Source organism: Pantoea sp. B270, assembly GCF_018726825.1.
Classification (GTDB): domain Bacteria; phylum Pseudomonadota; class Gammaproteobacteria; order Enterobacterales; family Enterobacteriaceae; genus Pantoea; species Pantoea dispersa.
Window position 1 is genome coordinate 494626 of sequence record NZ_JAHCSX010000001.1, and the last position, 26996, is coordinate 521621.

General features: G+C 59.0%; 24 protein-coding genes. 9 read left to right on the forward strand and 15 right to left on the reverse strand.

The features are described from left to right. Positions 1-55: 55 nt before the first annotated feature. A complete protein-coding gene (locus KOL70_RS02440) occupies positions 56-520 on the forward strand; it encodes a YbjO family protein (protein ID WP_021508377.1) in 465 nt (154 codons plus the stop codon). Positions 521-568: 48 nt separating this feature from the next. Then, entirely contained in the window at positions 569-1705 is a 1137-nt protein-coding gene (gene rlmC, locus KOL70_RS02445; RefSeq protein WP_215480156.1) for a 23S rRNA (uracil(747)-C(5))-methyltransferase RlmC, read from the forward strand. A 63-nt stretch (positions 1706-1768) separates the two neighbouring features. On the opposite strand, the gene KOL70_RS02450 is transcribed toward rlmC, so the two are convergent. The 6 genes from KOL70_RS02450 to KOL70_RS02475 form a co-directional block, all read right to left on the reverse strand. Then, positions 1769-2500: an arginine ABC transporter substrate-binding protein gene (locus KOL70_RS02450; RefSeq protein WP_215480157.1), complete on the reverse strand. Its 732-nt coding sequence runs from the start codon at positions 2498-2500 to the stop codon at positions 1769-1771. Between the two features lie 154 nt (positions 2501-2654). Continuing rightward, entirely contained in the window at positions 2655-3323 is a 669-nt protein-coding gene (gene artM, locus KOL70_RS02455) for an arginine ABC transporter permease ArtM (protein WP_104092760.1), read from the reverse strand. 3 nt (positions 3324-3326) lie between these two features. Next, entirely contained in the window at positions 3327-4040 is a 714-nt protein-coding gene (gene artQ / locus KOL70_RS02460) for an arginine ABC transporter permease ArtQ (protein ID WP_021508373.1), read from the reverse strand. 6 nt (positions 4041-4046) lie between these two features. Continuing rightward, the gene (gene artJ, locus KOL70_RS02465; RefSeq protein WP_215480158.1) at positions 4047-4778 is read right to left on the reverse strand and encodes an arginine ABC transporter substrate-binding protein; all 732 of its coding nucleotides are present in this window, start codon (positions 4776-4778) and stop codon (positions 4047-4049) included. Positions 4779-4793: 15 nt separating this feature from the next. After that, entirely contained in the window at positions 4794-5522 is a 729-nt protein-coding gene (gene artP / locus KOL70_RS02470; protein WP_058775358.1) for an arginine ABC transporter ATP-binding protein ArtP, read from the reverse strand. 239 nt (positions 5523-5761) lie between these two features. Next, on the reverse strand, positions 5762-6301 hold the full coding sequence (locus tag KOL70_RS02475) for a lipoprotein (RefSeq protein ID WP_021508370.1): 540 nt from the start codon (positions 6299-6301) through the stop codon (positions 5762-5764). A gap of 108 nt (positions 6302-6409) precedes the next feature. Between KOL70_RS02475 and KOL70_RS02480 the strand changes: the two genes are divergently transcribed. Both KOL70_RS02480 and KOL70_RS02485 read left to right on the forward strand, forming a co-directional pair. Next, entirely contained in the window at positions 6410-6730 is a 321-nt protein-coding gene (locus KOL70_RS02480) for a heavy metal-binding domain-containing protein (protein ID WP_215480159.1), read from the forward strand. Further along, positions 6730-7554, forward strand: a complete 825-nt coding sequence (locus tag KOL70_RS02485) for an N-acetylmuramoyl-L-alanine amidase (RefSeq protein ID WP_215480160.1) — start codon at positions 6730-6732, stop codon at positions 7552-7554. Before KOL70_RS02480 ends, KOL70_RS02485 begins: the two co-directional genes overlap by 1 nt. A gap of 15 nt (positions 7555-7569) precedes the next feature. On the opposite strand, the gene ltaE is transcribed toward KOL70_RS02485, so the two are convergent. From ltaE to KOL70_RS02500, 3 genes are all read right to left on the reverse strand, one after another. Beyond that, positions 7570-8571, reverse strand: coding sequence for a low-specificity L-threonine aldolase (gene ltaE, locus KOL70_RS02490; RefSeq protein ID WP_021508367.1), 1002 nt, complete (start codon positions 8569-8571; stop codon positions 7570-7572). Positions 8572-8640: 69 nt separating this feature from the next. Further along, positions 8641-10362, reverse strand: a complete 1722-nt coding sequence (gene poxB / locus KOL70_RS02495) for a ubiquinone-dependent pyruvate dehydrogenase (protein WP_021508366.1) — start codon at positions 10360-10362, stop codon at positions 8641-8643. Positions 10363-10471: 109 nt separating this feature from the next. Next, positions 10472-11371: a lysine exporter LysO family protein gene (locus KOL70_RS02500; RefSeq protein WP_058775361.1), complete on the reverse strand. Its 900-nt coding sequence runs from the start codon at positions 11369-11371 to the stop codon at positions 10472-10474. A 134-nt stretch (positions 11372-11505) separates the two neighbouring features. Here KOL70_RS02500 and KOL70_RS02505 point away from each other — a divergent pair, with 134 nt between their 5' ends. Then, on the forward strand, positions 11506-13146 hold the full coding sequence (locus tag KOL70_RS02505; protein WP_058775362.1) for an ATP-dependent endonuclease: 1641 nt from the start codon (positions 11506-11508) through the stop codon (positions 13144-13146). Between the two features lie 90 nt (positions 13147-13236). On the opposite strand, the gene cspD is transcribed toward KOL70_RS02505, so the two are convergent. After that, positions 13237-13458, reverse strand: coding sequence for a cold shock-like protein CspD (cspD, locus tag KOL70_RS02510; RefSeq protein WP_058757774.1), 222 nt, complete (start codon positions 13456-13458; stop codon positions 13237-13239). A 323-nt stretch (positions 13459-13781) separates the two neighbouring features. On the opposite strand from cspD, the gene clpS reads away from it, so the two are divergent. Beyond that, a complete protein-coding gene (clpS, locus tag KOL70_RS02515) occupies positions 13782-14102 on the forward strand; it encodes an ATP-dependent Clp protease adapter ClpS (RefSeq protein ID WP_021508363.1) in 321 nt (106 codons plus the stop codon). A gap of 55 nt (positions 14103-14157) precedes the next feature. Further along, entirely contained in the window at positions 14158-16437 is a 2280-nt protein-coding gene (clpA, locus tag KOL70_RS02520) for an ATP-dependent Clp protease ATP-binding subunit ClpA (RefSeq protein WP_021508362.1), read from the forward strand. Positions 16438-16530: 93 nt separating this feature from the next. On the opposite strand, the gene infA is transcribed toward clpA, so the two are convergent. The 5 genes from infA to trxB all read right to left on the reverse strand — a co-directional run bounded on the left by infA (position 16531) and on the right by trxB (position 22434). Continuing rightward, positions 16531-16749 carry a translation initiation factor IF-1 gene (gene infA, locus KOL70_RS02525; RefSeq protein ID WP_002211347.1) on the reverse strand — a complete coding sequence of 73 codons (219 nt, stop codon included), beginning with the start codon at positions 16747-16749 and terminating at the stop codon, positions 16531-16533. Between the two features lie 346 nt (positions 16750-17095). Next, positions 17096-17788, reverse strand: a complete 693-nt coding sequence (gene aat / locus KOL70_RS02530) for a leucyl/phenylalanyl-tRNA--protein transferase (protein WP_058769537.1) — start codon at positions 17786-17788, stop codon at positions 17096-17098. Between the two features lie 32 nt (positions 17789-17820). After that, positions 17821-19551, reverse strand: a complete 1731-nt coding sequence (gene cydC, locus KOL70_RS02535) for a cysteine/glutathione ABC transporter ATP-binding protein/permease CydC (RefSeq protein WP_215480161.1) — start codon at positions 19549-19551, stop codon at positions 17821-17823. After that, a complete protein-coding gene (cydD, locus tag KOL70_RS02540) occupies positions 19551-21323 on the reverse strand; it encodes a cysteine/glutathione ABC transporter permease/ATP-binding protein CydD (protein ID WP_215480162.1) in 1773 nt (590 codons plus the stop codon). The genes cydC and cydD overlap by 1 nt, the downstream gene beginning before the upstream one ends. A 145-nt stretch (positions 21324-21468) precedes the next feature. Next, positions 21469-22434, reverse strand: a complete 966-nt coding sequence (gene trxB, locus KOL70_RS02545) for a thioredoxin-disulfide reductase (protein WP_058775366.1) — start codon at positions 22432-22434, stop codon at positions 21469-21471. A gap of 521 nt (positions 22435-22955) precedes the next feature. Here trxB and lrp point away from each other — a divergent pair. Together lrp and KOL70_RS02555 are read left to right on the forward strand one after the other, a co-directional pair. Continuing rightward, on the forward strand, positions 22956-23450 hold the full coding sequence (lrp, locus tag KOL70_RS02550) for a leucine-responsive transcriptional regulator Lrp (protein ID WP_006118610.1): 495 nt from the start codon (positions 22956-22958) through the stop codon (positions 23448-23450). 119 nt (positions 23451-23569) lie between these two features. Further along, the gene (locus tag KOL70_RS02555; protein ID WP_215480163.1) at positions 23570-26989 is read left to right on the forward strand and encodes a DNA translocase FtsK 4TM domain-containing protein; all 3420 of its coding nucleotides are present in this window, start codon (positions 23570-23572) and stop codon (positions 26987-26989) included. Positions 26990-26996: the final 7 nt, after the last annotated feature.

Below are 26996 nucleotides of genomic sequence, written 5' to 3' on the forward strand. Positions count from 1 at the left end.
TTTGCCAATATAAGCAAGGCTGACTCTGTCAGCCTTTTCTTATGGAGCGCGCGCAATGTCGGAAACGTTGAAAAACCTGGTGTTAACCTCCACGCCCGTGCCGGTGACCATTGCCGGCAGCGCCATTATCGCCACGCGCTGTATCAGCGTGCTGATGCTGGCCAATGAGCTGGGCTATGACGAAATCGCTAATTTCGTGCACCGTAGCGCGCAGGCGTGGGACTCCACGCTGATTTTTATCGCCAGCCAGCTGATTTTCCTGTTTGAACTGCGCTGTGCCTTTACCCTGATGCGCGGCAGCAATGCCGGGCGCTGGGGCTACGTGGCCACACAGATCGTGGTGCTGCTGTACATGCTGATGGCGTCGGTAGGCTGGATCTATCCGGAGATTTTCAGCATTCCCGGCGAGAATAACGCGCAGATTATTCACCACACGCTGCTGCAGAAACTGCCGGATGTGCTGGTGCTGCTGCTGCTGTTTGTGCCGGCCAGCAGTCGCGCATTTTTCCGCAGCCGGTGATACAATCGGCCCCCGTTTTTGCTCCCGATTCTCAATACAGGCCTTTCCATGCATTGCGCGCTTTATCAGGCCGGTCGCTGTCGCTCATGTCAGTGGCTGGAAAAACCCTATCCGCAACAGCTGAGCGACAAGCAGGCGCAGCTGACGCAGCTGCTGGACGGCATGCCGGTCGCCGACTGGCGGCCGCCGGTTACCTCGGAGCAGCAGGGGTTTCGCAATAAAGCCAAGATGGTGGTGAGCGGCAGCGTGGAAAAACCGCTGTTCGGCGTGGTGGCGCGTGACGGCGAGCCGGTGGATCTCTGCGCCTGTCCGCTCTATCCCGCCAGCTTCGCGGCGGTATTCGACGTGCTGAAACCCTTTATCGCCCGTGCCGGTCTGACGCCGTACAACGTGGCGCGCAAACGCGGCGAGCTGAAGTTTTTGCTGCTGACGGAGAGTACTCAGGGCGGCATGATGCTGCGTTTTGTCCTGCGCTCGCACAGCAAACTGGCGCAGCTGCGCGCCGCGCTGCCGTGGCTGCAACAGCAGCTGCCGCAGCTGCAAGTGATCTCCGCCAATATTCAGCCGGTGCACATGGCGATACTGGAGGGTGAGGAGGAGATTGCGCTGACGCCTGAGCAGGCGCTGCCGGAACGCTTTAACGACGTGCCGCTGTATATCCGTCCGCAAAGTTTCTTTCAGACTAACCCGCAGGTGGCGGCTGCGCTGTACGCAACGGCACGCGACTGGGTGGCGGAGCTGCCGGTGCACAGCATGTGGGATCTGTTCTGTGGCGTTGGCGGCTTTGGCCTGCACTGCGCCACGCCGCAGATGCAGCTGACCGGCATTGAAATCAGTGCGGAAGCCATCGCCTGCGCGCAGCAGTCGGCGCAGCAGCTGGGGTTAGAGCAGGTGAGTTTTGCCGCGCTGGATTCCACGCAGTTTGCCACCGGGCATACGAGCGTGCCGCAGCTGGTGCTGGTCAATCCGCCACGTCGCGGTATTGGCGCAGAACTGTGCGCCTGGCTGAGCCGCATGGCGCCGGACTACATCCTGTATTCCAGCTGCAATCCCGCCAGCATGGCGCAGGACATTGCCCGTCTGGCCGACTATGACATCAGCCGCGTGCAGCTGTTCGATATGTTCCCGCACACCGCACATTTCGAGGTGCTGACGTTACTGCGTCGTAAGGGTGGAATCGCGTAGCGCCCGGCTGCGCTGAGGACGTGCAGAACCTGGCAGGCCCGGCGCCACGCAACTCCATAATGCTTATTCCGGGAACCACTTCTGATTGATCTGCTGCCAGCGACCGTTGGCTTTCAGCGCCGCCAGCGCGCCATTCAGCTGTTGCAGCAGCGCGCTGTTGCCCTTGCGCACCGCAATGCCGAGCCCGGTGCCGAAGTAGTCGCTGTCGGTAATGTGCTCGCCGACCGTGCTCAAATCCGCATTGGCCTTCAGCCACTGATTGACGACTGCGCTGTCACCAAATACGCCGTTGAGCCGGCCATTTTTCAGGTCGAGGATTGCGTTCTGGTAGCTGTCGTAGGCCACCGCAATTACTTCCGGATGCTTCTCCAGCAGGTATTTCTGATGGGTGGTGCCGTTTTCCACGCCGATGCGTTTGCCTTTCAGCTGGCTAAAGTCGCTATATTCACCTTTATGGGCGATGACAATCGCCGAATTGGCGTAGTAGGGCTGGGTAAAATCGACCTGCTTACTGCGCTCGGTGGTGATATCCATGCCGGAAATGACCGCGTCATAGCGACGGAATTTCAGCGAAGGAATCAGGCTATCAAAGGCATTGTTGGTGAAAGTGCACTCGGCCTGCATCTGCTGACACAGCGCTTTAGCGAGGTCGATATCAAAACCGACAATCTGGTTATTCTGATCGAGTGCTTCGAACGGGGGATAGGTGGCTGAGGCAGCAAAACGAATTTTCTCTGCCGCATAAGCATTCATTGCCAGCGTTGCCATCACTGCCGCAACAATCCATTTTTTCATTATAAGGCTCCTGTAAACCATGCCAGAGGCGAAACGATTTACACGATGCCAGTTAATGCATTTGTATGCAATAAATATGATTAAAAATTTATTTCGCTGCAATCAAATATAGCGAGAAAGGGCGCGGCGCTTTCCTTCGCACCGCGTCAGACGATCAGTTGCGGCGCTCAAACGCCAGCGCGCGCTTCTCGACCAGGCGCATCAGCAGCGTCAGCAGGCCGTTAACCACCAGATAAATCAGACCGGCAGCAGCATATACGGTGACGTCATAGGTGCGGCCATACAGCAGCTGGCCGTGGCCCATCACTTCCATCAGCGTAATGGTATAGGCCAGCGAAGTACTCTTGAACACCAGCACCACTTCGTTGGAGTAAGAGGAGAGGGCGCGCTTAAACGCGTACGGCAGCAGAATACGCAGCGTATCGCGGCGGCGCATGCCCAGCGCGGCGCAGGAGTGCCACTGCCCGGCCGGTATGGCGCGCACCGCGCCGTAGAACAGCTGTGTGGTGTAGGCTGCGCTATTAAGCGACAGCGCCAGCATGGCACACAGCCACGGCTGCGACAGTAAATGCCAGAGCCACGGCACGTTCTGAATGCTGGGGAACTGGCCGGGACCGTAATAGATCAGGAAAATCTGCACCAGCAGCGGCGTGCCGGTAAACAGGGTGATATAGCCTTTGACCAGCCAGTTGAGCAGCGGCAGCTTCAGCGCCAGCACAATGGTGCACAGCAGCGCCAGCAGCAGCGCGGCGACCAGCGAGGCGGCCGTCAGCGTCAGGCTGGTATGCAGGCCTTTCAGTAGCTCAGGTAAATACGCCAGCATGCGTCAGGCCCCCCGCTCGAAACGCGTGGTACGTGATTCAATACGGCGCAGCACCGCCTGACTGAATAGCGTAATCACTAAATAGATCGCGGCAGCCACCAGATACCAGGTAAACGGCTCCTGGGTGCGCGTCGCAATGCTTTTGGTCTGCAGCATGAGATCGTTGACGCTAATCAGCGACACCAGCGCCGTATCCTTGAGCAGCACCAGCCACTGATTGCCGAGTCCGGGCAGCGCATGGCGCCACATCTGCGGCATAATCAGGCGGAAGAAAATCGCTGACTTTTTCATGCCCAGCGCCTGGCCTGATTCCCACTGGCCGGACGGCACCGCTTTCAGCGCACCGCGCAGCGTTTGAGAGGCGTAAGCCGAATAGAGCATCGCCAGCGCAATCACGCCGCACAGGAACGGGCTGACATCAAAGTTCTCAATCTGCATCTGCACCGGCAAGGTGAACAGGCCCAGATTGAGCTGGAAGCCGTCCGACAGCGTCAGCAGCAGCTGCGAGGCACCGAAATAGATAAACAGCACCACCAGAATTTCCGGCAGGCCGCGAATCAGCGTCACCAGCCCGGTACCGATCCACGCCAGCGGTTTCCAGCGCAGCGATTCCCAGCCAGCAAAAATCATCGCCAGCGCGAGGCCGGCGATCAGGGCACAAACGGCAAGGCCGACGGTCATGCCGGCGGCGCTTGCGAGTGGAATCATTTCATTCATCAGAAATTACTGCTGAAACCATTTGTTGTAGATGGTTTTGTAGGTGCCGTCGGCTTTGATCTTATCCAGCGCGCCGTTGAACTTCTGCTGCAGTTCGCTGTTGCCCTGACGCACGGCGATGCCGAGGCCGGTGCCGAAGTAAGCTTTGTCGGTCACTTTCTCACCCAGCGCGGCGAGGTTGGCGTTCTGCTTCAGCCACTCGTTAACCACGGCGGTATCCCCGAACACTGCATCAATACGGCCATTCTTCAGGTCGAGCACCGCATTCTGGTAGCTGTCGTAAGGCACGATGGTGATGTCGCTGTGCTTGTCAGAGAGATATTTCTGGTGCGTGGTGCCGTTCTGCACGCCCACACGCTTGCCTTTCAGCGCCGCAACGTCCGCCAGCTTGCCTTTCTGCGCGATGAAGGTCGCAGAGTTGTCGTAGTAAGGTTTGGTGAACAGCACCTGCTTTTCACGCTCTGGCGTGATATCCATGCCGGCCATCACCGCGTCAAAACGGCGGAATTTCAGGCTGGGGATCAGGCTGTCGAAGGCCTGGTTGGTAAAGGAGCAGGTCGCATCGATCTCTTTGCACAGCGCATTGGCCAGATCGACATCAAAGCCCTGGATTTTGTTGTCGGAGTCGACAAATTCAAACGGCGGATAAGACGCCTCGGTCGCGAAACGCAGGGTCTGCGCGGCAGAAGCGCTCAGGCTCAGGCTGGCAAGCAGTGCAGCAAGTACAACTTTTTTCATTAGAAGCATCCTGACTTAGTGCGAAAGATAATGAGCAAACGCGTCGGTTTGCGGCTGTGTAAAGTGGCTGGCATCGCCCTGTTCAATGATGCGACCGTTCTCCATGTAGACCACGCGGCTGGCGGTTTTGCGCGCCACCTCGACTTCGTGGGTGACAATCACCTGCGTGATCTGCGTCTGCGCCAGCTCACGAATGATGCTGACGATCTGTGCGGTGATTTCCGGGTCGAGCGCGGCGGTCGGTTCATCAAACAGCAACACCTGCGGCTCCATCATCAGCGCGCGCGCAATTGCCACGCGCTGCTGCTGGCCACCGGAAAGGTGCAGGGGAAAACGATCGGCGTACGGCGTCAGACGCAGGCGTTCCAGCAGTTTATCGGCGCGCGCGCGTGCCGCATCTTTGCTGAGCCCGAGCACACGACAGGGTGCTTCAATCAGGTTCTGCATCACGCTGAGGTGCGGCCACAGATTGTACTGCTGGAACACCATGCCGACATTCTGGCGCAGTTCGCGAATCGCGTTGTCGGACGGCGTCTGGCTAAAATCGAAGTGGTTGCCGGCAATCTGCAGGCTACCGGAACGCGGCAGCTCCAGCAGGTTGAGTACGCGCAGGAGTGAACTTTTACCCGCGCCACTCGGGCCGAGCAACACCAGCGTTTCGCCCTGCGGGCAGGCCAGGTTGATATCGAACAGCGCCTGATGGGCACCGTAAAAACAGTTAATGGCGTTTAGTTGAATACTCATGCGCAAAAAATGAATAGCAATTAGTGTCGCAAATCTTAACGTCACCAGAATAGTTATGCAAATGAGGTGGGTTAAAATTTATTAAAGAGCAATTAAACAGCAAAAGCGTAGCACAAAATCGGGCAGGGCAGCGGGGAAAGGGGCTGACGGGTAAGCGTTGGCTATTGCGCGGAAACTTAGCGGCGCCGCAATGGTGCGGCGCGCTAATGGTTGCGGCTGAGTGCGGAAAAAATGCGCGACTATTTTTTCTCTTCCAGCAGCTGGCTGAGCGAGCCGCCACCGGCGTGTGGCCAGTCGCCGACGTAGCGCACATCATCCACCACCCAGCAGGTGCCTTCGTGGATCATCAGCACTTCATCGCGCCAGCTTTTATCGCCACGGCTCAGCGTGACGCGCAGCGGAATGTTGCGCGCATCGCGGTTAGGAATGCTGGAGGCGCTGGCCACGTCAGCGGCGGTGGGTCCCTGTGCCAGGCTGGAGAACAGATCGCCCTGGCGCCACGCTGCCGGTGGGTTGCTCTGGCTGCTGGCATGCAGCAGTTTCTGATACAGGTTGTCGCTCAGGTACGGGCGATATTTTGCCAGCGTGGTGCTGTCCGGCAATCCCTGAGTTGGCTGGCTGACACGTAAATCGTAGAACTGCTGCGCCACGCTGTCCGGACCGCCGTCAACGCAGGGTGCGGTACGCGGCCCGTTGTCCTTGATCACCGGCTCAACGGTGGTACAGGCACTCAGCAGCAATGCAGCGGGAACAAGCAGCGCAAAGGCTTTGTTTCTCATCTCGATTTCCTTATTGTTCACTGGCAAAGCGCCATTTTTAGCATAGAGTATAGCCGTGCTTTTACGCCGTACGAGCTATCGCCTCATGAATCACCACAGGAGAGAACGATGAAATTTTCGACTACGCCAACCCTGGAAGGGCAGAGCATCACTGAATATTGCGGCGTTGTGACCGGCGAAGCGATTCTCGGTGCCAACATTTTCCGCGACTTCTTTGCTGGCATCCGCGATATCGTCGGCGGCCGCTCCGGTGCCTATGAGAAAGAGCTGCGCAAAGCGCGGCAGATCGCCTTTGAAGAGCTGGAAGAACAGGCGAAAGCGCTGGGCGCCAATGCGGTGGTTGGCATTGATATTGACTACGAAACCGTGGGCAAAGACAGCAGCATGCTAATGGTGAGTATTACCGGTACTGCGGTGATCGTGCGCTAATGCGCGCGGTGTTACTGCTGGCGATGGCGCTACTGCTCAGCGCCTGCCAGTCGACGCTGGAAGCGCGCAACGGCTATTGGGTCGATAGCGCGCACCCGGCGCAGGGGGCCAGACCGCGCATCAAAGTGGTGGTAATCCATTACACGGCGGAGGACTTTCCCTCGTCGCTGGCGACCCTGACGGACCGCAACGTCAGCGCGCACTATCTAATTCCGCAGCAGCCGCCGCAGAAAAACGGCGCCGGGGTGATCTGGCAGCTGGTGGCTGAAAACCAGCTGGCGTGGCATGCCGGACCGAGCTTCTGGCGCGGTGCAACGCGCATTAATGACACCTCAATTGGCATCGAAATCGTCAATGACGGCTATCGCCGCACGCTGACCGGCCGGCAATGGCAGCCGTTCACCGCCGCACAAATCACTGCCCTGACCGCGCTGGTGCGCGATATCAGCCAGCGTTACGGCATCAGTCCGGAAAATATTGTCGGGCACAGTGATATCGCGCCGCAGCGCAAGCAGGATCCCGGTCCGCTGTTTCCGTGGCAACAGCTGGCCCGGCAGGGGCTGGGAGCGTGGCCGGATGCCGCCACGGTACAGCGCTATCTGGCTAACCAGCCGCCGGATGCCCCGGTCGAGGCTGCAGCGCTACTGACTGCGCTGCAGCGCTATGGTTATGACGTTGCCGCTGCGCAAACGCCGCAGATGCAGCGCAAACTGATTGCGGCGTTTCAGATGCATTTCCGCCCGCGTGATTACCGTGGCGAAGCCGATGCCGAGACGCTGGCCATCGCCCGTGCGCTGCTGGCGAAATACGGCACGGCACCGTAGCCGCGCTTAGCGGCGTTACGGCTGCAGAAAGGCCTGCCAGCGCGCCACCAGCTGCTGTAATTGCTGGCGGCTGACATCCAGATGGGTGACGATGCGGGTCTGCGGACCTACGCTGAGCAGCACGTCGCCCGCCTGCATCCAGCGCTGTAGCGGTGCGACCTGCTCCGCCGGCACTTTCACGAACAGCATGTTAGTGTGCTGGCTCACCACTTCCACACCAATAGCGCTGAGCTGCGCGCCGAGCCATGCGGCGTTGTCATGATCCTCCTGCAGACGCGCCACGTTGTGCTGCAGCGCGTAGAGACCGGCAGCCGCCAGAATGCCGGCCTGGCGCATGCCGCCGCCGGTCATTTTGCGCCAGCGCCGCGCCTGCTCGATATAAGCTTCATCACCACACAGCAGGGAGCCGACCGGTGTACCCAGTCCTTTCGACAGGCAGATGGTCAGGCTATCGCAGTAGCGGGCGATATCGATCAGCTGCACACCCTGCGCCACCACGGCATTAAAGATGCGCGCGCCGTCAATGTGCAGCGCCAGCTGGCGCTCGCGGGTAAATTGCCACGCCTGTTCAAGGTAGCTCAGCGGCAGCACTTTGCCGTGATGGGTATTTTCCAGGCTCAGCAGGCGGGTGCGGGCAAAATGCATGTCGTCCGGCTTGATGGCGGCCGCCACGTCGTGCAGCGGCAGCGTGCCGTCGGCAGCCGCGAGGATCGGCTGCGGCTGGATGCTGCCGAGCACCGCGGCACCGCCAGCCTCATATTTGTAGTTATGCGCCTGCTGGCCGACGATGTACTCATCGCCGCGCTGGCAGTGGCACAGCAGCGCCACCAGGTTGGCCTGGGTGCCGGTAGGGAAGAACAGCGCAGCCGCTTTACCGCTCAGGCGCGCCGCTTCAGCCTCCAGCGCATTGACGGTGGGATCATCGCGATAGACATCATCGCCGGTTTCGGCCGCCATCATCGCATCCAGCATCGCGGCACTCGGGCGGGTCACGGTATCACTGCGTAAATCGATCACGTTGCTCTCCTGACATAAAAAAGCGGGCTAAGCGCCCGCATGATGATTAATCCGGCAAGTCTCTTCGTTTTACCGCAGCCAGTTGGTTTTCGCCAGCTCGACGATTTCATCACCGCGACCATTCAGGATCGCGCGCAGCATGTACAGGCTGAAACCTTTAGCCTGCTCGGCTTTGATTTGCGGTGGCATCGACAACTCTTCCTTGGCGGTGATCACGTCTACCAGCACCGGACCGTCATGGGCGAACGCCTGTTGCAGCGCGCCATCCAGCTCCGAGGCTTTTTCCACGCGGATCCCTTTGATGCCGCAGGCGGTGGCGATGGCGGCGAAGTCCGGGTTCTCCAGATCGGTGCCGTCGGTGAGATAGCCACCGGCTTTCATCTCCATTGCCACAAAGCCCAGCACGCTGTTATTGAAGATCACCAGCTTCACCGGCAGCTTAAGCTGCGCCAGCGAGATGAAATCGCCCATCAGCATGCTGAAGCCGCCATCGCCGCACAGCGCAACCACCTGACGCTGTTTATCAATGGCCTGTGCGCCAAGCGCCTGCGGCATGGCGTTGGCCATCGAACCGTGGTTAAACGAGCCGAGCAGACGGCGCTTGCCGTTCATTTTCAGATAGCGCGCTGCCCACACCGTTGGCGTGCCGACATCACAGGTAAAGATAGCGTCATCGGCCGCATAGTGGCTGATCTGCTGGGCCAGATACTGCGGGTGAATCGCCTGCTTATCGTTGGCGGTCGCCAGATCGTCCAGCCCTTTGCGCGCATCCGCGTAGTGCTCCAGTGCGCGATCGAGGTGATGACGGTCGCTGTGGCTGGTGAGCTGCGGCTGCAGCGCCTGCAGCGTGGCTTTGATGTCACCCACCAGCGCCATGTCGACGTGACTGTGCGCGCCGAGGCTGGCCGGATTGATATCAATCTGAATAATGCGCGCGTCCGCCGGGTAGAACGGGCGATAAGGGAACTGGGTGCCGAGCAGCACCAGCGTGTCGGCGTTCATCATGGCGTGATAGCCGGATGAGAAGCCGATCAGCCCGGTCATGCCGACATCATACGGGTTGTCGTACTCGAGGTGCTCTTTGCCGCGCATGGCGTGTACCACGGGTGCTTTCAGCGTTTCGGCCAGCTTTACCACTTCCGCATGGGCACCGGCGCAGCCGCTGCCGCACATCAGGGTGATATTTTTCGCTTCATTGAGCGTTTCTGCGAGGCGCGTCAGTTCACTGACCGACGGCACCACCTGCGGCAGCTGCGGCGGATACCATTCGCTGCGCGCATTCTCCGGCGCCGCCTGCAGCGCCACGTCACCCGGCAGCACAATCACCGACACGCCGCGATTGAGGATGGCTTTACGCATCGCAATGCCGAGCACCTGCGGCAGCTGTTCCGGATTGGAGACCAGCTCGCAGTAATGGCTGCACTCGCGGAATAACTCCTGCGGATGGGTTTCCTGAAAATAGCCGCTGCCGATTTCGCTGGAAGGAATGTGCGCGGCAATCGCCAGCACCGGAACATGGTTGCGATGGCAGTCAAACAGGCCGTTGATCAGATGCAGGTTGCCAGGGCCGCAGGAGCCGGCGCACACCGCCAGCTCACCGCTGATTTGTGCTTCCGCCCCGGCGGCAAAAGCGGCCACTTCTTCATGGCGCGTTGGCATCCATTCAATGGTGCCCATGCGGTTGAGGCTGTCGTTCAGCCCGTTGAGGGAGTCACCGGTTACGCCCCAGATGCGTTTTACGCCGGCGCTCTCCAGCGTTTTGGCCAGCAGGGCCGCCACTGTTTGCTTCATCGTTCGCTCCTTTCTGGTGTCGGCCATCCAGTCGGATGGCAAAAAACGTGTCAGAGAGAAAGCGTAGACGAAGCCGCAGCGCAGCGGGCGTGAAAAAATGCGCTGCGCGTCAGGCGGAAAACAGGGCGATGAGGATAGGTGCCAGCAGGTTCATGATAAAACCGTGCACGATGGCCGCAGGCACAATCTCCATTCCGCCGGCACGCTGCAGAATCGGCAGGGTGAAATCCATCGACGTGGCACCGCTCAGCCCAAGTGCCATACTGCGGTAGCGGTTGACCAGCACCGGAATCAGCAGCACCGCAGCCAGCTCGCGCAGCAGATCGTTAAAGAAGGCGGCGCTGCCGATCACCGGGCCGTACGCTTCGGTCATCAGAATGCCGGACAGCGAATACCAGCCGAAGCCGCTGGCCAGCGCCAGTCCGGTTGACAGCGAAACGCCGAGCAGCCACGCCGCCAGCACGCCGCCGCCCAGCGAGCCGCACAGGGATACCAGCGCTACCGTCATGCCACGCCGGTTCAGGGTGATCTGGCGTAGCGTCATGCCGCTGCCGCGCAGCTGCACGCCAACCAGGAACAGCAGCACGATGAGCGCGATTTCGCTGAGGGTCGATGCATGGCGCAGCGGCGCCCACTGGGTTAATCCCAGCAGGAAACCGGCCAGCACCGCCACGCACAGCTTGAGCGATTCCAGCACCATGTGCCAGCGCGATGGCAGATCCTGCTGGCGATGCTGCTGACGCCACGGCCAGCGGCGATCCAGCAGCCACAGCGCCAGCAGTGAGCAGCTGAGAATGGCACCTGCAGCAATCAGCGCGGTTTTAAACACGATCAGCAAGTTGGTGCCGAGATTGTCGAGAAAGGCGAGGCTGGTACCCATAAAAAACAGAATGGCGTAAATCAGCAAACTCAGCAGGCGGTTAACGCGCTGCAACAGCGCAGGCTGATGCCACGGCAGCAAATAGCCCACCATCAGCGGCACCAGAATGATAAGCAGTCCGGTATACATGAAAAATGACGTCCTTTTTTGCGAGACGCCACGCTAATGGAAAACGCCTGAAGTGTAAACCTTTTCTCCCGCTGCCGACTTGACCAACGCAGCGCGGCGGACCATGCTCTGGCAAAGCACGGAGGGACTGCGCGATGATTCTGGAACATATCGATATACACGGCTTTCGCGGCATTAACCGGTTGTCGCTGCCGCTGACCGACACCAACCTGCTGATTGGGGAAAACGCGTGGGGTAAATCCAGTTTGCTGGATGCGCTAACGCTGCTGCTGGCACCGGCCGCTGAGCCCTATATGTTCACGGAACAGGACTTCCATTTCCCGCCCGGTGAGGTGGAAGCACGCCTATATAAGTTGCAGCTGGTGTTTCGCTTTCGCGCGCAGGGCGATGAGCATGAAGCGCTGTTTGCGCCGTTCTGGCAGCAGGATGACGCGGGGCGCTATCTGCGCTTCAGTACGCTGGCGACGCGCCAGGGTAACGAGGTCAAAACCCGCTGGCGCTTTATTGACGCGCGTGGCGAGGTGCTGCCGCTGGCGGGCACCGACGCCGCGCTGGCGCAATTGCGCGCGTACTATCCGGTGCTGCGCCTGCGTGATGCGCGCTTTGGCCGGCGGTCGCGCCATAACGACAACGACACCCAGCGGCGCGCTGATACGCTGAGCGCGCTGGCGCAGGAGATGCATAGCCTGACGCGCGATCTGGTGGCGCGGCCGCAAACCCTGAGCGACGAGCTGTTGCGCCAGGGATTGCACACCATGCAGCAGCTGATGGCGCACTATTTTCTGGTACAGCAACCGGACACGGGCGCCGCGCGGGTTGCGCCGGAGCTGCGTGACGGCAGTCAGGGCTGGCGTTCGCTCGATCAGCTCAATCAGCTGATCGCCGGTACCGAATCGCGCAGTCGCCAGGTGATTCTGCTGCGCATGTTCTCGCTCCTGCTGCAGGCGCACGGCAGCGATGCGCTGCCCACAGGCGCGCGCCCCTTGCTGCTGGTAGAGGATCCGGAAACCCGGCTGCATCCCATCATGCTGTCGGTGGCGTGGAATCTGCTGGCGCTGATGCCGCTGCAAAAAATCGCCACTACTAACTCCGGCGAGCTGCTGTCACAGGTGGCGCTGGAGCAAATCTGCCGACTGGTGCGCGAACCCGATCGCGTGGCGGCGTGGCGTATCGGGCCGGAAGGATTAAGTGCCGAAGAGGCGCGCCGTATCGGCTTTCATATCCGCGTCAACCGTCCGTCGGCGCTGTTTGCCCGCTGCTGGTTGCTGGTAGAGGGTGAAACCGAAGTGTGGATCATCAATGAGCTGGCGCGGCAGCGCGGCTACCATTTTGCCGCGGAAGGCGTGAAGGTGATTGAGTTTGCGCAGTCCGGACTCAAGCCGCTGCTGAAATATGCGCGCCGCATGGGCATTGCCTGGCACGTGCTGACTGACGGCGACGAGGCCGGGAAAAAATATGCCGCCACCGCGCGCAGCCAGCTACAGCCGCATGAGCAGGAGAGCGACCATCTCACGCAGTTCCCGGCGCCCGACATCGAACACTTCCTTTATAAGCAGGGCTTTAGTGATGTCTATCACCAGATGGCGCACCTGCCGTTAAACGTGCCGATGAACGCGCGGCGTATTATTACCAAAGCCATTCATCACAGCTCGAAGCCGGAACTGGCGATTGCGGTGGCGATGGCAGCGGCCGAACGCGGGCCGCAGGCGATTCCGCCGTTGCTCGATCAGCTGTTTGGCCGCGTGATGTGGCTGGCGCGCGGTCGGGCAGAGTAAAACTGACGCGGGACGCCAAAGAAAAATGCCAGCGTCTGCGGCTGGCATTTTTTTTCGGGAGTGGTCAGAATGAGAGCAGACGCGCGCCCGTCAGGAGAGTGACGATGCTTCACAGGGCACAATCAGACTGGCATGGTTGCCTTTCGGCCCTTCATGGACATCGAACTGAACGTGCTGGCCCGCTTTCAGCGTTCTGTATCCCTCCATCTGAATCGTGGAGTAGTGTGCGAAGATATCGTCGCCGCCGCCAATCGGACAGATAAAGCCGAAGCCTTTGGCGTTGTTGAACCATTTAACAGTACCCGTCTCCATGCTTTTACTTCCCTCGCAAGACATTTTGATAAGTAGGTGAGGTCATTGAAGCTGTGAGTCGAGTTTGTTTAAAACTCAATCAGCTTGTGTAAGTAGAATGTAGAGAAACGGACCTTATCGTCAAGCAAACGGCCCTGGCGCACGGGGAGAAATTCATCAAAATTTGAGGCAGTTAACGCTATTGCAAATTTTGTGATACAGGTCGCGCATGCGCTTTCAGGACCGATTTTTGCCACAGGAAAAGCGGCTTGACAGGCGTGTTAAACTTGAGGTGAGAGCACAGAAATGTGCGCTACCGTAACGCAGAATTTCAACGGAACATTATGGCAAACACAAACGACTGGCTTAACTTTGAACATCTGGCCGAAGACAAAGTACGCGAAGGGTTAAAGCCGCCTTCAATGTATAAAGTCATTCTGAATAATGACGATTATACACCTATGGAATTTGTTATTGACGTTCTGCAAAAGTTCTTTTCTTATGATGTTGAACGTGCAACGCAACTGATGCTGAAAGTTCACTACCATGGAAAGGCAATCTGTGGTGTATTCACTGCAGAAGTGGCGGAGACCAAAGTCGCCCAGGTGAACAATTACGCGCGGGAAAATCAACATCCGTTGCTGTGTACGCTGGAAAAAGCCTGAAGCTGTCTCCATATAGGATTCAGTCCGTCAGAGCGATAATTGGGGGAGGTGCCAAATGCTCAATCAAGAACTGGAACTCAGTTTAAACATGGCTTTCGCCAGAGCGCGCGAGCACCGTCACGAGTTTATGACCGTCGAACATCTGTTGCTGGCGCTGCTCAGCAACCCGTCGGCCAGAGAGGCACTGGAAGCCTGTACGGTGGATATTGCGGCTCTGCGTCAGGAACTCGAAGCCTTCATCGAACAAACCACGCCGGTGCTGCCTGCCAGCGAAGAGGAGCGCGACACTCAGCCGACGCTCAGCTTCCAGCGTGTGCTGCAGCGTGCGGTCTTCCATGTCCAGTCATCCGGTCGCAGTGAAGTTTCCGGTGCGAACGTGCTGGTCGCCATTTTCAGCGAGCAGGAGTCGCAAGCGGCTTACCTGCTGCGCAAACACGAAGTGAGCCGCCTTGATGTGGTGAACTTCATCTCCCATGGTACGCGTAAAGACGAACCGGGCCAGCCGCAGAACAGCGCGGAAAATCCGGTTAACGAAGAGCAAGCAGGCGGGGAGGAACGTATGGAAAACTTCACCACCAATCTTAATCAGCTTGCTCGCGTCGGCGGAATTGACCCGCTGATCGGCCGCGATAAAGAGCTGGAACGGGCCATTCAGGTGCTGTGCCGTCGTCGCAAGAATAACCCGTTGCTGGTGGGCGAATCGGGCGTCGGTAAAACCGCGATTGCGGAAGGGCTCGCCTGGCGCATTGTGCAGGGCGACGTGCCGGAAGTGATGAAAGAGTGCACCATCTACTCGCTGGATATCGGTTCGCTGCTGGCCGGTACCAAATACCGCGGTGATTTTGAAAAACGTTTTAAAGCGCTGCTGAAACAGCTGGAACAGGATAACAACAGCATTCTGTTCATCGACGAGATCCACACCATTATCGGTGCCGGTGCGGCATCTGGCGGCCAGGTGGATGCGGCGAACCTGATCAAGCCGCTGCTTTCCAGCGGTAAAATCCGCGTGATGGGTTCCACCACCTATCAGGAGTTCAGCAATATCTTTGAGAAGGATCGTGCGCTGGCGCGCCGTTTCCAGAAAATTGATATCACTGAGCCATCGGTTGAAGAGACGGTACAAATTCTTAACGGGCTGAAGCCGAAGTACGAAGCGCATCACGATGTGCGCTACACCGCCAAAGCGGTACGTGCGGCGGTTGAGCTGGCGGTGAAATACATCAATGACCGTCATCTGCCGGACAAGGCGATTGACGTGATCGATGAAGCCGGCGCGCGTGCGCGTCTGGTGCCGGTCAGCAAGCGCAAGAAAACCGTCAACGTGTCGGACATCGAATCCGTGGTGGCACGCATCGCGCGTATTCCGGAGCAGAGCGTTTCGGCCACCGATCGCGATACGCTGAAAAATCTCGGCGACCGTCTGAAAATGCTGGTGTTTGGTCAGGACAACGCGATTGAAGCGCTGACTGAAGCTATTAAGATGAGCCGTGCGGGTCTGGGGCAGGAGCGTAAGCCAGTCGGGTCGTTCCTGTTTGCGGGTCCGACCGGGGTCGGTAAAACCGAGGTCACCGTGCAGCTGGCGAAGGCGCTTGGCATTGAACTGCTGCGCTTTGATATGTCCGAGTATATGGAGCGTCACACCGTCAGTCGTTTGATTGGTGCGCCTCCGGGCTACGTCGGCTTTGATCAGGGCGGTCTGCTGACCGATGCCGTCATCAAGCATCCGCACGCGGTGGTGCTGCTGGATGAGATCGAGAAAGCCCATCCGGATGTCTTCAACCTGCTGCTGCAGGTGATGGACAACGGAATGCTGACCGATAACAACGGCCGCAAAGCGGACTTCCGCAACGTGGTGCTGGTGATGACCACCAACGCCGGGGTGCGCGAGACCGAGCGTAAATCCATCGGCCTGATTCAGCAGGACAACAGCACCGACGCGATGGAAGAGATCAAAAAGATCTTTACGCCGGAGTTCCGTAACCGTCTCGACAATATTATCTGGTTCCGTCACCTTGATACTCAGGTGATCCATCAGGTGGTGGATAAATTTATTGTTGAGCTGCAGGCACAGCTGGATGCGAAAGGTGTGTCGCTGGAAGTCAGCGATGATGCGCGCGACTGGCTGGCCGAAAAAGGTTACGACAAAGCGATGGGCGCGCGTCCGATGGCGCGTACCGTGCAGGAAAACCTGAAGAAACCGCTGGCTAACGAGCTGCTGTTTGGCTCGCTGGTAGATGGCGGATCGGTGTCGGTTGGACTGGATAAAGAGAAAAACCAGCTCACCTACCACTTCATGAGTGCGGAAAAACGCAAAACCGAGGGCACCGTGCATTAAGCCGGTGCGCAGATAAGAAAAAGGCCGGATTAAAATCCGGCCTTTTTTTTCGCGCTTAGTTTACATCAGCAAACGCGAGGCGAGTGCAACAACTTAGCGACTACGGAAGACAATGCGGCCTTTGCTCAGGTCGTACGGGGTCAACTCGACAGTCACTTTGTCGCCCGTCAGGATGCGGATGTAGTTTTTACGCATTTTACCGGAGATATGAGCGGTAACCACGTGCCCGTTTTCAAGCTCTACGCGGAACATGGTGTTAGGTAACGTATCCAGTACGGTACCTTGCATTTCAATATTGTCTTCTTTGGCCATCGAATCCTCTGGGTGAACTACCAAACTGTTGAACCGGCAAGATAATGCCGAATTCCATGATTTATGTAAAGAAACGTTGGTTGTTTTTGCCAACGCTTCGCCGTGCGTCGCGCCGCTGCGCGTGCATTACGGATAAATTCGGGTGTTTTTGACGTCTGCGGGGGATTAGCGGGCTAAGAATCTGCAGCAATCGGCATCGGGTGCGCAACTGAAACAGCTTCGGGAACAGGGTGAGATTCCCAGCCTGGCAATTCCGGCTCGCCACAGCGAAGCGCGGACGACATACCAAACTTGCTTATTGTATCACTTTTGTCGGGAATTGTGTGCAAAACATCTGCGGGGTCGGTCAAAAAAGGGTTTGTGTTTGCCAGCAGCCGGTCTGCACCGGTTGCCACGCCAGCGTTTGCACGTATTGCAGATAGTCGACACGCGGAATTTCAACTGCGCCCAGCGAGGCGGTATGCGGATTCAGCACCTGACAATCGATCAGCCGTCCCTGATGCGCAATAAAGTGCTGTGAGAAAACCCACAGCGCGGTTTTAGAGGCATTTTCCGCCCGGCTAAACATCGACTCGCCGCAAAAAATCTGTCCGAGCGCCAGGCCATACATGCCGCCAACCAGGCGTTGATCCTGCCAGACCTCAATTGAGTGCGCATGACCCAGCTCATACAGGCGAAGCCAGGCGCGTTTCACTTCAAAGGTGATCCAGGTGCCTTCCTGACGCCCGCTGGCGCAACCTTCCACCACCTGAGCAAAGGCGTGATTCATGGTGACGCGATAGGGCGAACGGCGATGGAAGCGCGCCATGCTGCGGCTGAGATGAAACGACTCCGGCAGCAGGACCGCGCGTGGATCTGGCGACCACCATAAAATTGGATCGCCGGGCGAAAACCACGGAAAAATACCGCGCTGATAGGCATTCATCAGGCGGGCAGGGGAGAGATCGCCGCCCATGGCCAGCAGGCCGTTTGGTTCACGCAGCGCCATCTCCGGCGGCGGGAAATTGAGCGAATCCCGGGAAAGTTGTACCAGTCTCATGGCGTCGGTCACCCTCAGGCTAAACGCATAGACTATAGCGCAAAGCGCTGCTGGAAACGCCAGTAGCGTCCAGCTTTTGAGATTAATTCGTCATGGCTGCCGGATTCGATAATCTGCCCACCGTCAAGCACACAGATGCGATCCATTTTTTCCAGTCCGCTCAGGCGATGCGTCACCATGATCAGCGTTTTTCCCTGGCTAACCTGCTGTAGCAACGTGAGAATCTGCTGCTCGGTCGCGGCATCCAGACCTTCGGTCGGCTCATCCAGCAGCCACAGGTCGCCATCGTGCAGCAGCGCACGGGCAATCGCCAGCCGGCGCAGTTCACCGCCGGACAGCGGTCGGCCGCCTTCTCCCATCCACGCATTCAGCCCTTCACTTTGCTGCGCCAGATGCGCCAGCCCAACCCGCTGCAATACGTCAATCAGCTGTGCATCGCTGGCGTGTGGTGCTGCCAGTAGCAGATTAGCGCGCAGCGTCTGGCTGAACAGATGGACGCGCTGCGTGACAACGCTGATGCGCTGACGCAGGCTGGCTTCGTCCCACGCCGTCAGATCAATCCCGTTCAGGCGAATCGTGCCGCGCTGCGCTTCCCAGCCGCGCGTGATCAGCGCCAGCAGGCTGGATTTCCCGCAGCCGGTCGGGCCCAGCAGCGCCAGATGTTCACCGGCTGCTAACGTCAGGGAGAAATTGTGCAGCACCGCTTCTGGCCGCTGCGGATAGCTGAAATCGATCTGTTCCAGCGTCAGGCTGAGGCCGCGCTGCGTCGCAACCGGTTGTGTCGGGAAGTGAATGGCTGGCGGTTGATCGATGATCTCCTGCACGCGCTGCGCCGCGTGCGTCACCTGCGCCAGTGGCAGAAATGCGCCGGCCACCGGTGCCAGCGCTTCAAACGCGGCCAGCGCGCAAAACACAAACAGGGCAATCAGTGCACCCGGTGTGCTATTGGTGCCGACGCCGCTGGCGGCCAGCCACAGCAGCAGCGTAACGGTACTGCCGGCGATCAACGTAAGCAGGCTCTGCGCCACCGCCTGCAGCCGGTGTTGCTGCTGCTGCGCCTGTTGCCACGCACGTTCTTCCTGATCCAGCCGCTGTCGCCACAGCGCCGCCGCGCCGTAAATCTGCAGCTCGGCCAGTCCGCTGAGCCAGTGCGTCAGTTGCAGGCGCCAGCGAGCCTGGTAACGGGCAATCTGCGCGCCGGTGCGCGCGCCGAGCCGCCAGAATAGCGGCGGCATCAGCAGCAGCGTCAGCAACATGATCGCCCCAAGCAGCAGCGCCAGTCGCATATCGAGTAGCGCCAGGCCACAGGTCACCACCACAATCACCACCGCCGCACCCAGCAGTGGAGAAATAACGCGTAAATAGAGATGGTCGAGAGTATCGACATCGCTGACAAAGCGGTTCAGCAGTTCGCCGTGACGAAAGCGCGCCAGCTGCGCCGGTGCCAGCGCCATCAGCCGGCTGAAGGTAAAGACGCGCAGATGTTGCAGCACGCGGAAAGTGGCGTCATGGCTGACCAGCCGTTCAAAATAGCGCGCGGCGGTGCGGGTGATTGCCGCGCCACGCACGCCGGCTGCGGGCAGCATGTAATTTAAGCTGTACAGGCCGGCGACGCCAGCCAGCGAGGAGGCAGCAAGAAACCAGCCGGACAGCGTCAGCAAGCCGATGCTGGCGAGCAGCGTGACAATCGCCAGCACCACGCCAAGACCTAAACGCCACGGATGGCGGCGATACAGGCGCAGGAAAGGCAGTAACGTGCGCATCAGGCAATCTCCTTCTGACGATGCTGCGCCAGCTCGCGCAGCGGGCCGGCTTCTGCGATCAGCTGTTGCCAGTGGCCCTGCTGCACCAGTTGTCCGGCCTGCATCACCCACACTTCATCCCACTGGTCGAGAGCGTGCAGCTGATGGGTAATCATTAACGTAGTTTGCTGCTGTGCGGCCTGCTGTAGTGCGCCCATCACGTGCTGCTCGCTCTGGCTGTCGAGCCCGGATCCCGGTTCGTCCAGCAGCAGCAGGCGAGCCGGTTTCAGCAGCGCCCGCGCAACGGCGATGCGCTGTGCCTGCCCAACGGACAGGCCGATGCCGCCATCGCCAACTGGCGTATCCAGCCCCTGCGGCAGACGCGATAAAAATTCGCTGACGCCAGCGCGCTGCAGCACGGCGGTCAGCGTGGCCTCGTCCACCGGCGTGTCAGTGAGCTGGAGATTGTCACGCAGCGTCGCCGCCGGCAGCTGCGGATTTTGTCCTACCCAGGCCAGCTGCTGCTGCCAGCTGCTGCGGCTGATGTCGCGCAGTTCCTGGCCGTTAATGCACAGTGAACCCTGATAGGGCAGAAAACCGAGCAGGACATTCATCAGCGCACTTTTTCCGGCCCCGCTTTGTCCGACCAGCGCCACGCGCTGACCGGGAGTAAAGCTGAAATTCAGCGGCTGTGACAGCGCCTCGCCGTTGGCGGTCATGATCACCAGATCCTGCGCCCGTAGGGAGAGTGGCGCGTCAGCATCCAGCGTCTGCGTGGCCGCCTGCGGCGCGCGCTGGGGCGTTTCGCGCAGGAAGGTATCCAGCGCGTCTGCGCCGCCCACCGCCTGCGCTTTGGCATGGTAAAAGGTGCCAAGATCGCGCAGCGGCTGGAAAAATTCGGGGGCAAGAATCAGCGCGAGGAAACCGGCGAACAGCGTCACGCCGGTGTCGTAGTGGCCAAAATTGAGTTCACCCAGGTACGAGAAGCCGAAATAGACCGCGACCACGGCAATCGCCAGCGAGGCGAAAAACTCCAGCACCGCAGAGGAGAGAAAGGCGAGGCGCAGCACTTCCATGGTGCGCTGACGAAAATCCTGCGTAGTGGCGGCAATCGCCTGCTGCTCAGCGTCCGCGCGGTGAAACAGGCGCAGCGTTTCGCGTCCGCGCAGCCGGTCATAGAAATCGCCGCTCAGACGCGCCAGCGCAAGGAAATTACGCCGGTTGGCATCGGCCGCTCCCATGCCGACCAGCGCCATAAACAGCGGAATCAACGGCGCGGTCGCCAGCAGAATCAGTCCGGCGGCCCAGTTAATCGGGAAAATGGCGATCAGGATGGCGCAGGGCATAAAAACCGCCAGCGACATCTGCGGCAGATAGCGCGCGTAATATTCCTGCATCTCTTCGATCTGTTCCAGCAGCAGCGTCGCCCAGCTCCCGGCCGGTTTGCCCTGAATCCAGGACGGACCGAGCGCGTTCAGCCGGTCCAGCACCTGTTGCCGCAGCGCACGGCGAATCGCCACGCCGGCCCTGAAGCCGGCCATCTCACGACCGTAGTGCAGCGCGGCGCGCAGTGCGAAGCACAGCAGTAGTAACAGGAAATCACTCACCAGTTCAGCGCGGGGTTGCTGTTCCACCAGCAGTTTTTGCAGCAGGGAGGCCAGTAGCCAGGCCTGGGCGATGAGAATTAACGCCGCAGCAAAACCTGCCAGCGAGGCCAGTCGCAGGCTGCGTGCGCCATGATGACGTTGCTGGCGTAACCAGCGCAGCAGTTCGTGTTGCCGTGATTTGTTCATGCGAAGCCGTTTGATCACCGTGACGAGAGGCAAAATCCGACGCTAAATGCCGGACAGACGGGTGGCAGAACTGTAGCACGCAGGCGATAAAAAAGGCGACCAAAAGTGGCCGCCTCAGTGCAATTATGATCAGATAATTAACAACTTACTTATCGTTTTTAACCAGACCATCCAGATAACGTTCCGCATCCAGCGCGGCCATACAGCCGGTACCGGCAGAGGTAATGGCCTGACGATAGATGTGGTCCATTACGTCACCGGCAGCGAACACGCCCGGCACGCTGGTCTGCGTGGCGTTGCCCTGCAGGCCGGACTGCACTTTGATATAGCCGTTTTCCAGATCCAGCTGGCCATCGAAAATCGCCGTGTTCGGACTATGACCGATGGCGACAAACAGGCCCGCCACTTCCAGCGAGAGCGGGGCTTCACCTTTGGTTGACGAGAGTTTCAACCCGGTGACACCCATCTGATCGCCTACCACCTCGTCCAGCGCGCGGTCAGTGTGCAGCACGATGTTGCCGTTACGCACTTTCTCCATCAGACGGTCGATCAGGATTTTCTCAGCGCGGAAGCTGTCACGACGGTGAATCAGGTGCACTTCGGAAGCGATGTTCGCCAGATAGAGGGCCTCTTCAACGGCGGTGTTACCGCCGCCGATAACCGCGACTTTTTGGTTACGATAGAAGAAACCATCACAGGTGGCGCAGGCCGAAACCCCTTTGCCTTTGAATGCCTCTTCTGACGGCAGGCCGAGGTAGCGCGCTGAAGCACCGGTCGCGATGATCAGCGCATCCGCCGTGTATTCGCCGCTGTCGCCGGTCAGGCGGAACGGACGGTTCTGTAAATCAACCGTGTGAATATGGTCAAAGATGATTTCGGTGTTGAACTTCTCAGCATGCTCCTGCATGCGTTCCATCAGCGCAGGGCCGGTCAGATCGTGCGGGTCGCCCGGCCAGTTTTCGACTTCAGTCGTGGTGGTGAGCTGGCCGCCTTTTTCCAGTCCGGTAATCAAAACCGGGTTCAGGTTAGCGCGGGCGGCATAAACCGCTGCGGTGTAACCGGCAGGGCCGGAGCCCAGAATGAGCAGCTTACTGTGTTTGGCCGTACTCATGCGTTCCTCAGTGTGTGTCTGACAACATAGTTTTCGATTGTAGGGAAATTACTGTCGCAAAAAAAGGTTTCAGCAATTTTGTTAACAATCACTGCAAGCGGCGTAGACGATGAATGGCAATTCTGCACGCGTGCTGCGCCAAAAGGGGGCATTGCTCGGCAATTTGTGGTGCAGCTGTATAAAAATTCTCATTTAAAAACAGCAACCCAGTACGCTGTCTGGCATCTTGTACTGAATTTGGATGTTTTACTTTGACAATCGCCTGCGCTTTTGCGAAAACATTGTCAGAAGCAGAGAAAATTTAGCGGTTCGAAACAGAATTTCAGCTCTGTTTTGCGCAATTTCGCCAAATAAACTCAGCCTGACATTGGTAATGACGCATGATGTGGACAGACAGCATGCGTCATACGGATGGTCGCGTTACTGCACAGGCTTAAAGACTTCACTTCAGTAAGGCCCTGAACATTGAACGTTTTCAGGGTTTGGCAGGTAAAGGGAAGGAATTAAGAGAGACAATAATAATGGTAGACAACAAGAAACGCCCCGGAAAAGATCTGGATCGGATCGACAGAAATATTCTGAATGAACTGCAGAAAGACGGTCGTATTTCCAACGTTGAGCTTTCAAAACGTGTCGGCCTCTCGCCAACACCTTGTCTTGAACGCGTACGTCGCCTGGAACGTCAGGGTTTCATTCTGGGCTACACCGCGCAGCTGAACCCGCACTATCTCGATGCTTCACTGCTGGTATTCGTTGAGATTACTCTGAATCGCGGCGCGCCGGATGTGTTTGAACAATTTAACGCCGCCGTACAAAAACTTGAGGAAACTCAAGAATGTCACCTCGTTTCCGGTGACTTTGACTACCTGTTGAAAACCCGCGTGCCGGATATGTCCGCCTACCGTAAACTGCTGGGTGAGACCTTGCTGCGCCTGCCGGGCGTCAACGACACCCGTACCTACGTGGTGATGGAAGAGGTCAAACAGAGCAATCGTCTGGTGATTAAGACCCGGTAACGCAGGGCAGGTGCAAAGCTTGCAGGATTTCGGTACACTCCTGTGAATTCATACAGGACCAGCGTCAGGCAAGCCTGGCGCTGTTGCCTTCTTAATTTACAGGCACCTGGAGAGTTCTCTTGAGCCAGGAATATACAGAAGACAAAGACGTTTCATTACAACCACTGAGCAGCGGACGTCGGCTGCTGGAAGCGTTGCTCATTTTGGTGGCCTTGTTTGCCATCTATCTGATGGTGTCGCTGGTTAGCTTTAATCCCTCCGATCCCAGCTGGTCACAAACCGCCTGGCACGAGCCGATCCACAATCTGGGCGGCAGCGTGGGCGCATGGCTGGCCGATACCCTGCTGTTTATTTTTGGTGTGATGGCCTACGCCATTCCGCCAGTGATTATTGGTCTGTGCTGGATCACCTTCCGTCAGCGCGATCGCCAGGATTACATCGACTATTTTGCGGTGGGCCTGCGGCTGATTGGTGTGCTGGCGCTGGTGGTGACCACCTGCGGACTGGCTGCGCTGAACGTGGACGATATCTGGTATTTTGCCTCCGGCGGCGTAATTGGCAGCCTGGTGAGCAATGCGATGGCGCCGTGGTTCAGCGGTGCCGGTGGCACGCTGACGCTGCTGTGCGTCTGGGCGGCGGGTATCACGCTTTATACCGGCTGGTCCTGGCTGGCGATTGCCGAGAAGATCGGCAGCGTGGTGATGGGCGTGCTGACCTTTGCCAGCAACCGCTCGCGCCATGATGAACCCTGGCAGGAAGAAGACGACTACGACGAGGCGCAACCCGACGAAGCGGTTCCGCCACTGCGCGCTGCGCCGGCTCAGGACGACGAAGATGACGTACTGCTGGCTAAGCCCCGACAGGTAGCGGAACCTGCGGCTGAAGTCGCCAGCGACGATCCCCTGCTGGCGAAAGCCAGTGCGGCTACCGTGGCTGCGCTGGCCGCCACCAGTGACGCCGCACGTCAGGCGCCGGCCGTCGCTGCGCCTGAACCATCCGCACCGCCGGTAAACGTAGCTCCACAACCTGCGCCGTCACAGCTGGCTGCGGCTGCTCCGGCATCGGTATCCGTTGCCAGTGCGCCTGCGGCTCCAGCTATTCCGCCAGCAGAACCCACGCCAGCGGCTCCCCCGTTATATCGCTTCGAAGTGCCTGAGTCACCGGCCGCCGACGCCTTCTCGCTCGCTGAAGAAGACGATGGCCCGCGCATGGGTAACTGGCAGAGTGCCGATCAGGCCGCCACACCGCTGAATACGGCAGCCGCTGCCGCACTCGGTTCAGCGACGGCTACTGCTGCTGCCCGCTCTGCGGCTTACACGCCAGCCTTTGATGTCGTGCCGGAGCGCGATTACAATCCGCAGGTGAAACAGGGCATCGGCCCGGAACTGCCGCGTCCTAACAAGGTTAAGCTGCCAACCCGGCGTGAGCTGGCCTCATACGGTATCAAACTGCCATCGCAACGCATGGCAGAAGAGAAGGCCCGTGAAGAGGCCGACCAGCAGCAGCCGGAAATCAGCGCCAGCTGGCAAGTGCCACAGCCGCACGATGATGATAATGCTGCGCTGCAGGAAGCCCAGCTGCGCGAAGCGTTCCATTCGCAGCAGCAGCAGCGGTACGGCGACAGCTGGCAGCAGCAGCCGGCAGAGGAAGAAGATGAAGAGGCGCTGCAGCAGGCTCAGCTGGCGCAGCAGTTTGCTCAGCAGCAGCAACAGCGTTACAGCCAGCCTGAGCAGGAGAGCGCGCCGGTATTTAATCTGGATACCTCAGCCGCGTTTGATTTCTCTCCGATGAAAGATCTGGTTGATGACACGCCGAGCGAACCGCTGTTTACCATTGCCGCCACGCCAGAGCAGGACGCTCCGGCCCAGTGGCAGCAGTCAGCGGCACCTGAGCCGGCGGTACCCGCATCGCTGAGTGAGGAAACCAGCCCGTGGTCAACGCCAGACGACGAGGTTTACGCCGCGCCGGCTGAAACGCCGAAGCCTGTCGCCCCTGCGCAGGACAGCCTGTTCCACCCCTTCCTGGTACGTCACGAACAGCCGCTGGAGAAACCTTCCACGCCGCTGCCGACGCTGGATCTGCTGACGTCGCCGCCGGCGGAAGAGGAGCCGGTGGATATGTTCGCACTGGAACAGACCGCGCGTCTGGTTGAAGCGCGTCTGGCGGATTACCGCGTGAAAGCCGAAGTGGTGGGCATCTCTCCGGGGCCGGTAATCACCCGCTTTGAGCTGGAGCTGGCGCCGGGCGTCAAGGCGGCACGTATTTCTAATCTGTCGCGCGACCTGGCACGTTCGCTCTCTGCCGTTGCGGTGCGCGTGGTTGAGGTGATTCCGGGCAAGCCTTATGTCGGCCTGGAGCTCCCCAATAAACATCGTCAGACCGTTTACCTGCGTGAGGTGCTGGACTGCGATAAGTTCCGCGACAACCCTTCGCCGCTATCGGTGGTGCTGGGTAAAGATATTTCTGGTCAGCCCGTGGTGGCCGATCTGGCGAAGATGCCGCACCTGCTGGTGGCCGGTACCACCGGTTCCGGTAAGTCGGTTGGCGTCAACACCATGATCATCAGCATGCTGTATAAAGCCACGCCGGAAGAAGTGCGCTTTATCATGATCGACCCGAAAATGCTCGAGCTGTCAGTGTATGAGGGCATTCCCCATCTGCTGACGGAAGTGGTCACCGACATGAAAGACGCGGCCAACGCGCTGCGCTGGAGTGTGGTCGAAATGGAGCGCCGCTATAAGCTGATGTCTGCGCTGGGCGTGCGTAATCTGGCTGGCTATAACGAGAAGATCGAGCAGGCGGCCGCGATGGGCCGGCCAATTCCGGACCCGTTCTGGAAACCGGGCGACAGCATGGACACCACGCCGCCGGTGCTGGAAAAACTGCCGTACATTGTGGTGTTGGTTGATGAGTTTGCTGACCTGATGATGGCGGTGGGCAAGAAGGTCGAAGAGCTAATCGCGCGCCTGGCACAGAAAGCCCGTGCCGCAGGTATTCACCTGGTGCTGGCTACCCAGCGTCCGTCGGTGGATGTGATTACCGGCCTGATTAAAGCCAACATTCCGACGCGTATCGCCTTTACCGTATCCAGTAAAATTGACTCGCGTACCATTCTCGATCAGGGCGGTGCGGAATCCCTGCTGGGTATGGGTGACATGCTTTACATGCCACCTAACTCCTCCATGCCGGTACGTGTTCACGGCGCCTTTGTGCGTGACCAGGAAGTGCATGCAGTCGTGCAGGACTGGAAAGCGCGTGGGCGACCGCAGTACATCGACAGCATTACCGCCGGTGAAGAGAGTGAAAGCGGTGCTGGCGGCCTGGACGGCGATGAAGAGCTGGATCCGCTGTTTGACCAGGCGGTGGCGTTCGTGGTGGAGAAACGCCGCGCGTCGATCTCCGGCGTGCAGCGCCAGTTCCGTATTGGCTACAACCGCGCGGCGCGGATTATCGAACAGATGGAGGCGCAGGGCATTGTCTCGGAGCCAGGTCACAACGGTAACCGTGAAGTGCTGTCACCGCCACCTCACGAAATGTAAGACTTTT

What these genes read in the sequence shown, in the direction of transcription:
- KOL70_RS02480 (WP_215480159.1), top strand. Translation starts at nt 6,410, where the DNA reads ATGAAATTTTCGACTACGCCAACCCTGGAAGGGCAGAGCATCACTGAA.
- lrp (WP_006118610.1), top strand. Translation starts at nt 22,956, where the DNA reads ATGGTAGACAACAAGAAACGCCCCGGAAAAGATCTGGATCGGATCGAC.
- poxB (WP_021508366.1), bottom strand. Translation starts at nt 10,362, where the DNA reads ATGAAGCAAACAGTGGCGGCCCTGCTGGCCAAAACGCTGGAGAGCGCC.
- artQ (WP_021508373.1), bottom strand. Translation starts at nt 4,040, where the DNA reads ATGAATGAAATGATTCCACTCGCAAGCGCCGCCGGCATGACCGTCGGC.
- clpS (WP_021508363.1), top strand. Translation starts at nt 13,782, where the DNA reads ATGGCAAACACAAACGACTGGCTTAACTTTGAACATCTGGCCGAAGAC.
- artJ (WP_215480158.1), bottom strand. Translation starts at nt 4,778, where the DNA reads ATGAAAAAAGTTGTACTTGCTGCACTGCTTGCCAGCCTGAGCCTGAGC.
- cydD (WP_215480162.1), bottom strand. Translation starts at nt 21,323, where the DNA reads ATGAACAAATCACGGCAACACGAACTGCTGCGCTGGTTACGCCAGCAA.
- infA (WP_002211347.1), bottom strand. Translation starts at nt 16,749, where the DNA reads ATGGCCAAAGAAGACAATATTGAAATGCAAGGTACCGTACTGGATACG.
- artM (WP_104092760.1), bottom strand. Translation starts at nt 3,323, where the DNA reads ATGCTGGCGTATTTACCTGAGCTACTGAAAGGCCTGCATACCAGCCTG.
- KOL70_RS02450 (WP_215480157.1), bottom strand. Translation starts at nt 2,500, where the DNA reads ATGAAAAAATGGATTGTTGCGGCAGTGATGGCAACGCTGGCAATGAAT.
- KOL70_RS02500 (WP_058775361.1), bottom strand. Translation starts at nt 11,371, where the DNA reads ATGTATACCGGACTGCTTATCATTCTGGTGCCGCTGATGGTGGGCTAT.
- KOL70_RS02440 (WP_021508377.1), top strand. Translation starts at nt 56, where the DNA reads ATGTCGGAAACGTTGAAAAACCTGGTGTTAACCTCCACGCCCGTGCCG.
- artP (WP_058775358.1), bottom strand. Translation starts at nt 5,522, where the DNA reads ATGAGTATTCAACTAAACGCCATTAACTGTTTTTACGGTGCCCATCAG.
- aat (WP_058769537.1), bottom strand. Translation starts at nt 17,788, where the DNA reads ATGAGACTGGTACAACTTTCCCGGGATTCGCTCAATTTCCCGCCGCCG.
- rlmC (WP_215480156.1), top strand. Translation starts at nt 569, where the DNA reads ATGCATTGCGCGCTTTATCAGGCCGGTCGCTGTCGCTCATGTCAGTGG.
- clpA (WP_021508362.1), top strand. Translation starts at nt 14,158, where the DNA reads ATGCTCAATCAAGAACTGGAACTCAGTTTAAACATGGCTTTCGCCAGA.
- KOL70_RS02475 (WP_021508370.1), bottom strand. Translation starts at nt 6,301, where the DNA reads ATGAGAAACAAAGCCTTTGCGCTGCTTGTTCCCGCTGCATTGCTGCTG.
- trxB (WP_058775366.1), bottom strand. Translation starts at nt 22,434, where the DNA reads ATGAGTACGGCCAAACACAGTAAGCTGCTCATTCTGGGCTCCGGCCCT.
- KOL70_RS02505 (WP_058775362.1), top strand. Translation starts at nt 11,506, where the DNA reads ATGATTCTGGAACATATCGATATACACGGCTTTCGCGGCATTAACCGG.
- KOL70_RS02485 (WP_215480160.1), top strand. Translation starts at nt 6,730, where the DNA reads ATGCGCGCGGTGTTACTGCTGGCGATGGCGCTACTGCTCAGCGCCTGC.
- cydC (WP_215480161.1), bottom strand. Translation starts at nt 19,551, where the DNA reads ATGCGCACGTTACTGCCTTTCCTGCGCCTGTATCGCCGCCATCCGTGG.
- cspD (WP_058757774.1), bottom strand. Translation starts at nt 13,458, where the DNA reads ATGGAGACGGGTACTGTTAAATGGTTCAACAACGCCAAAGGCTTCGGC.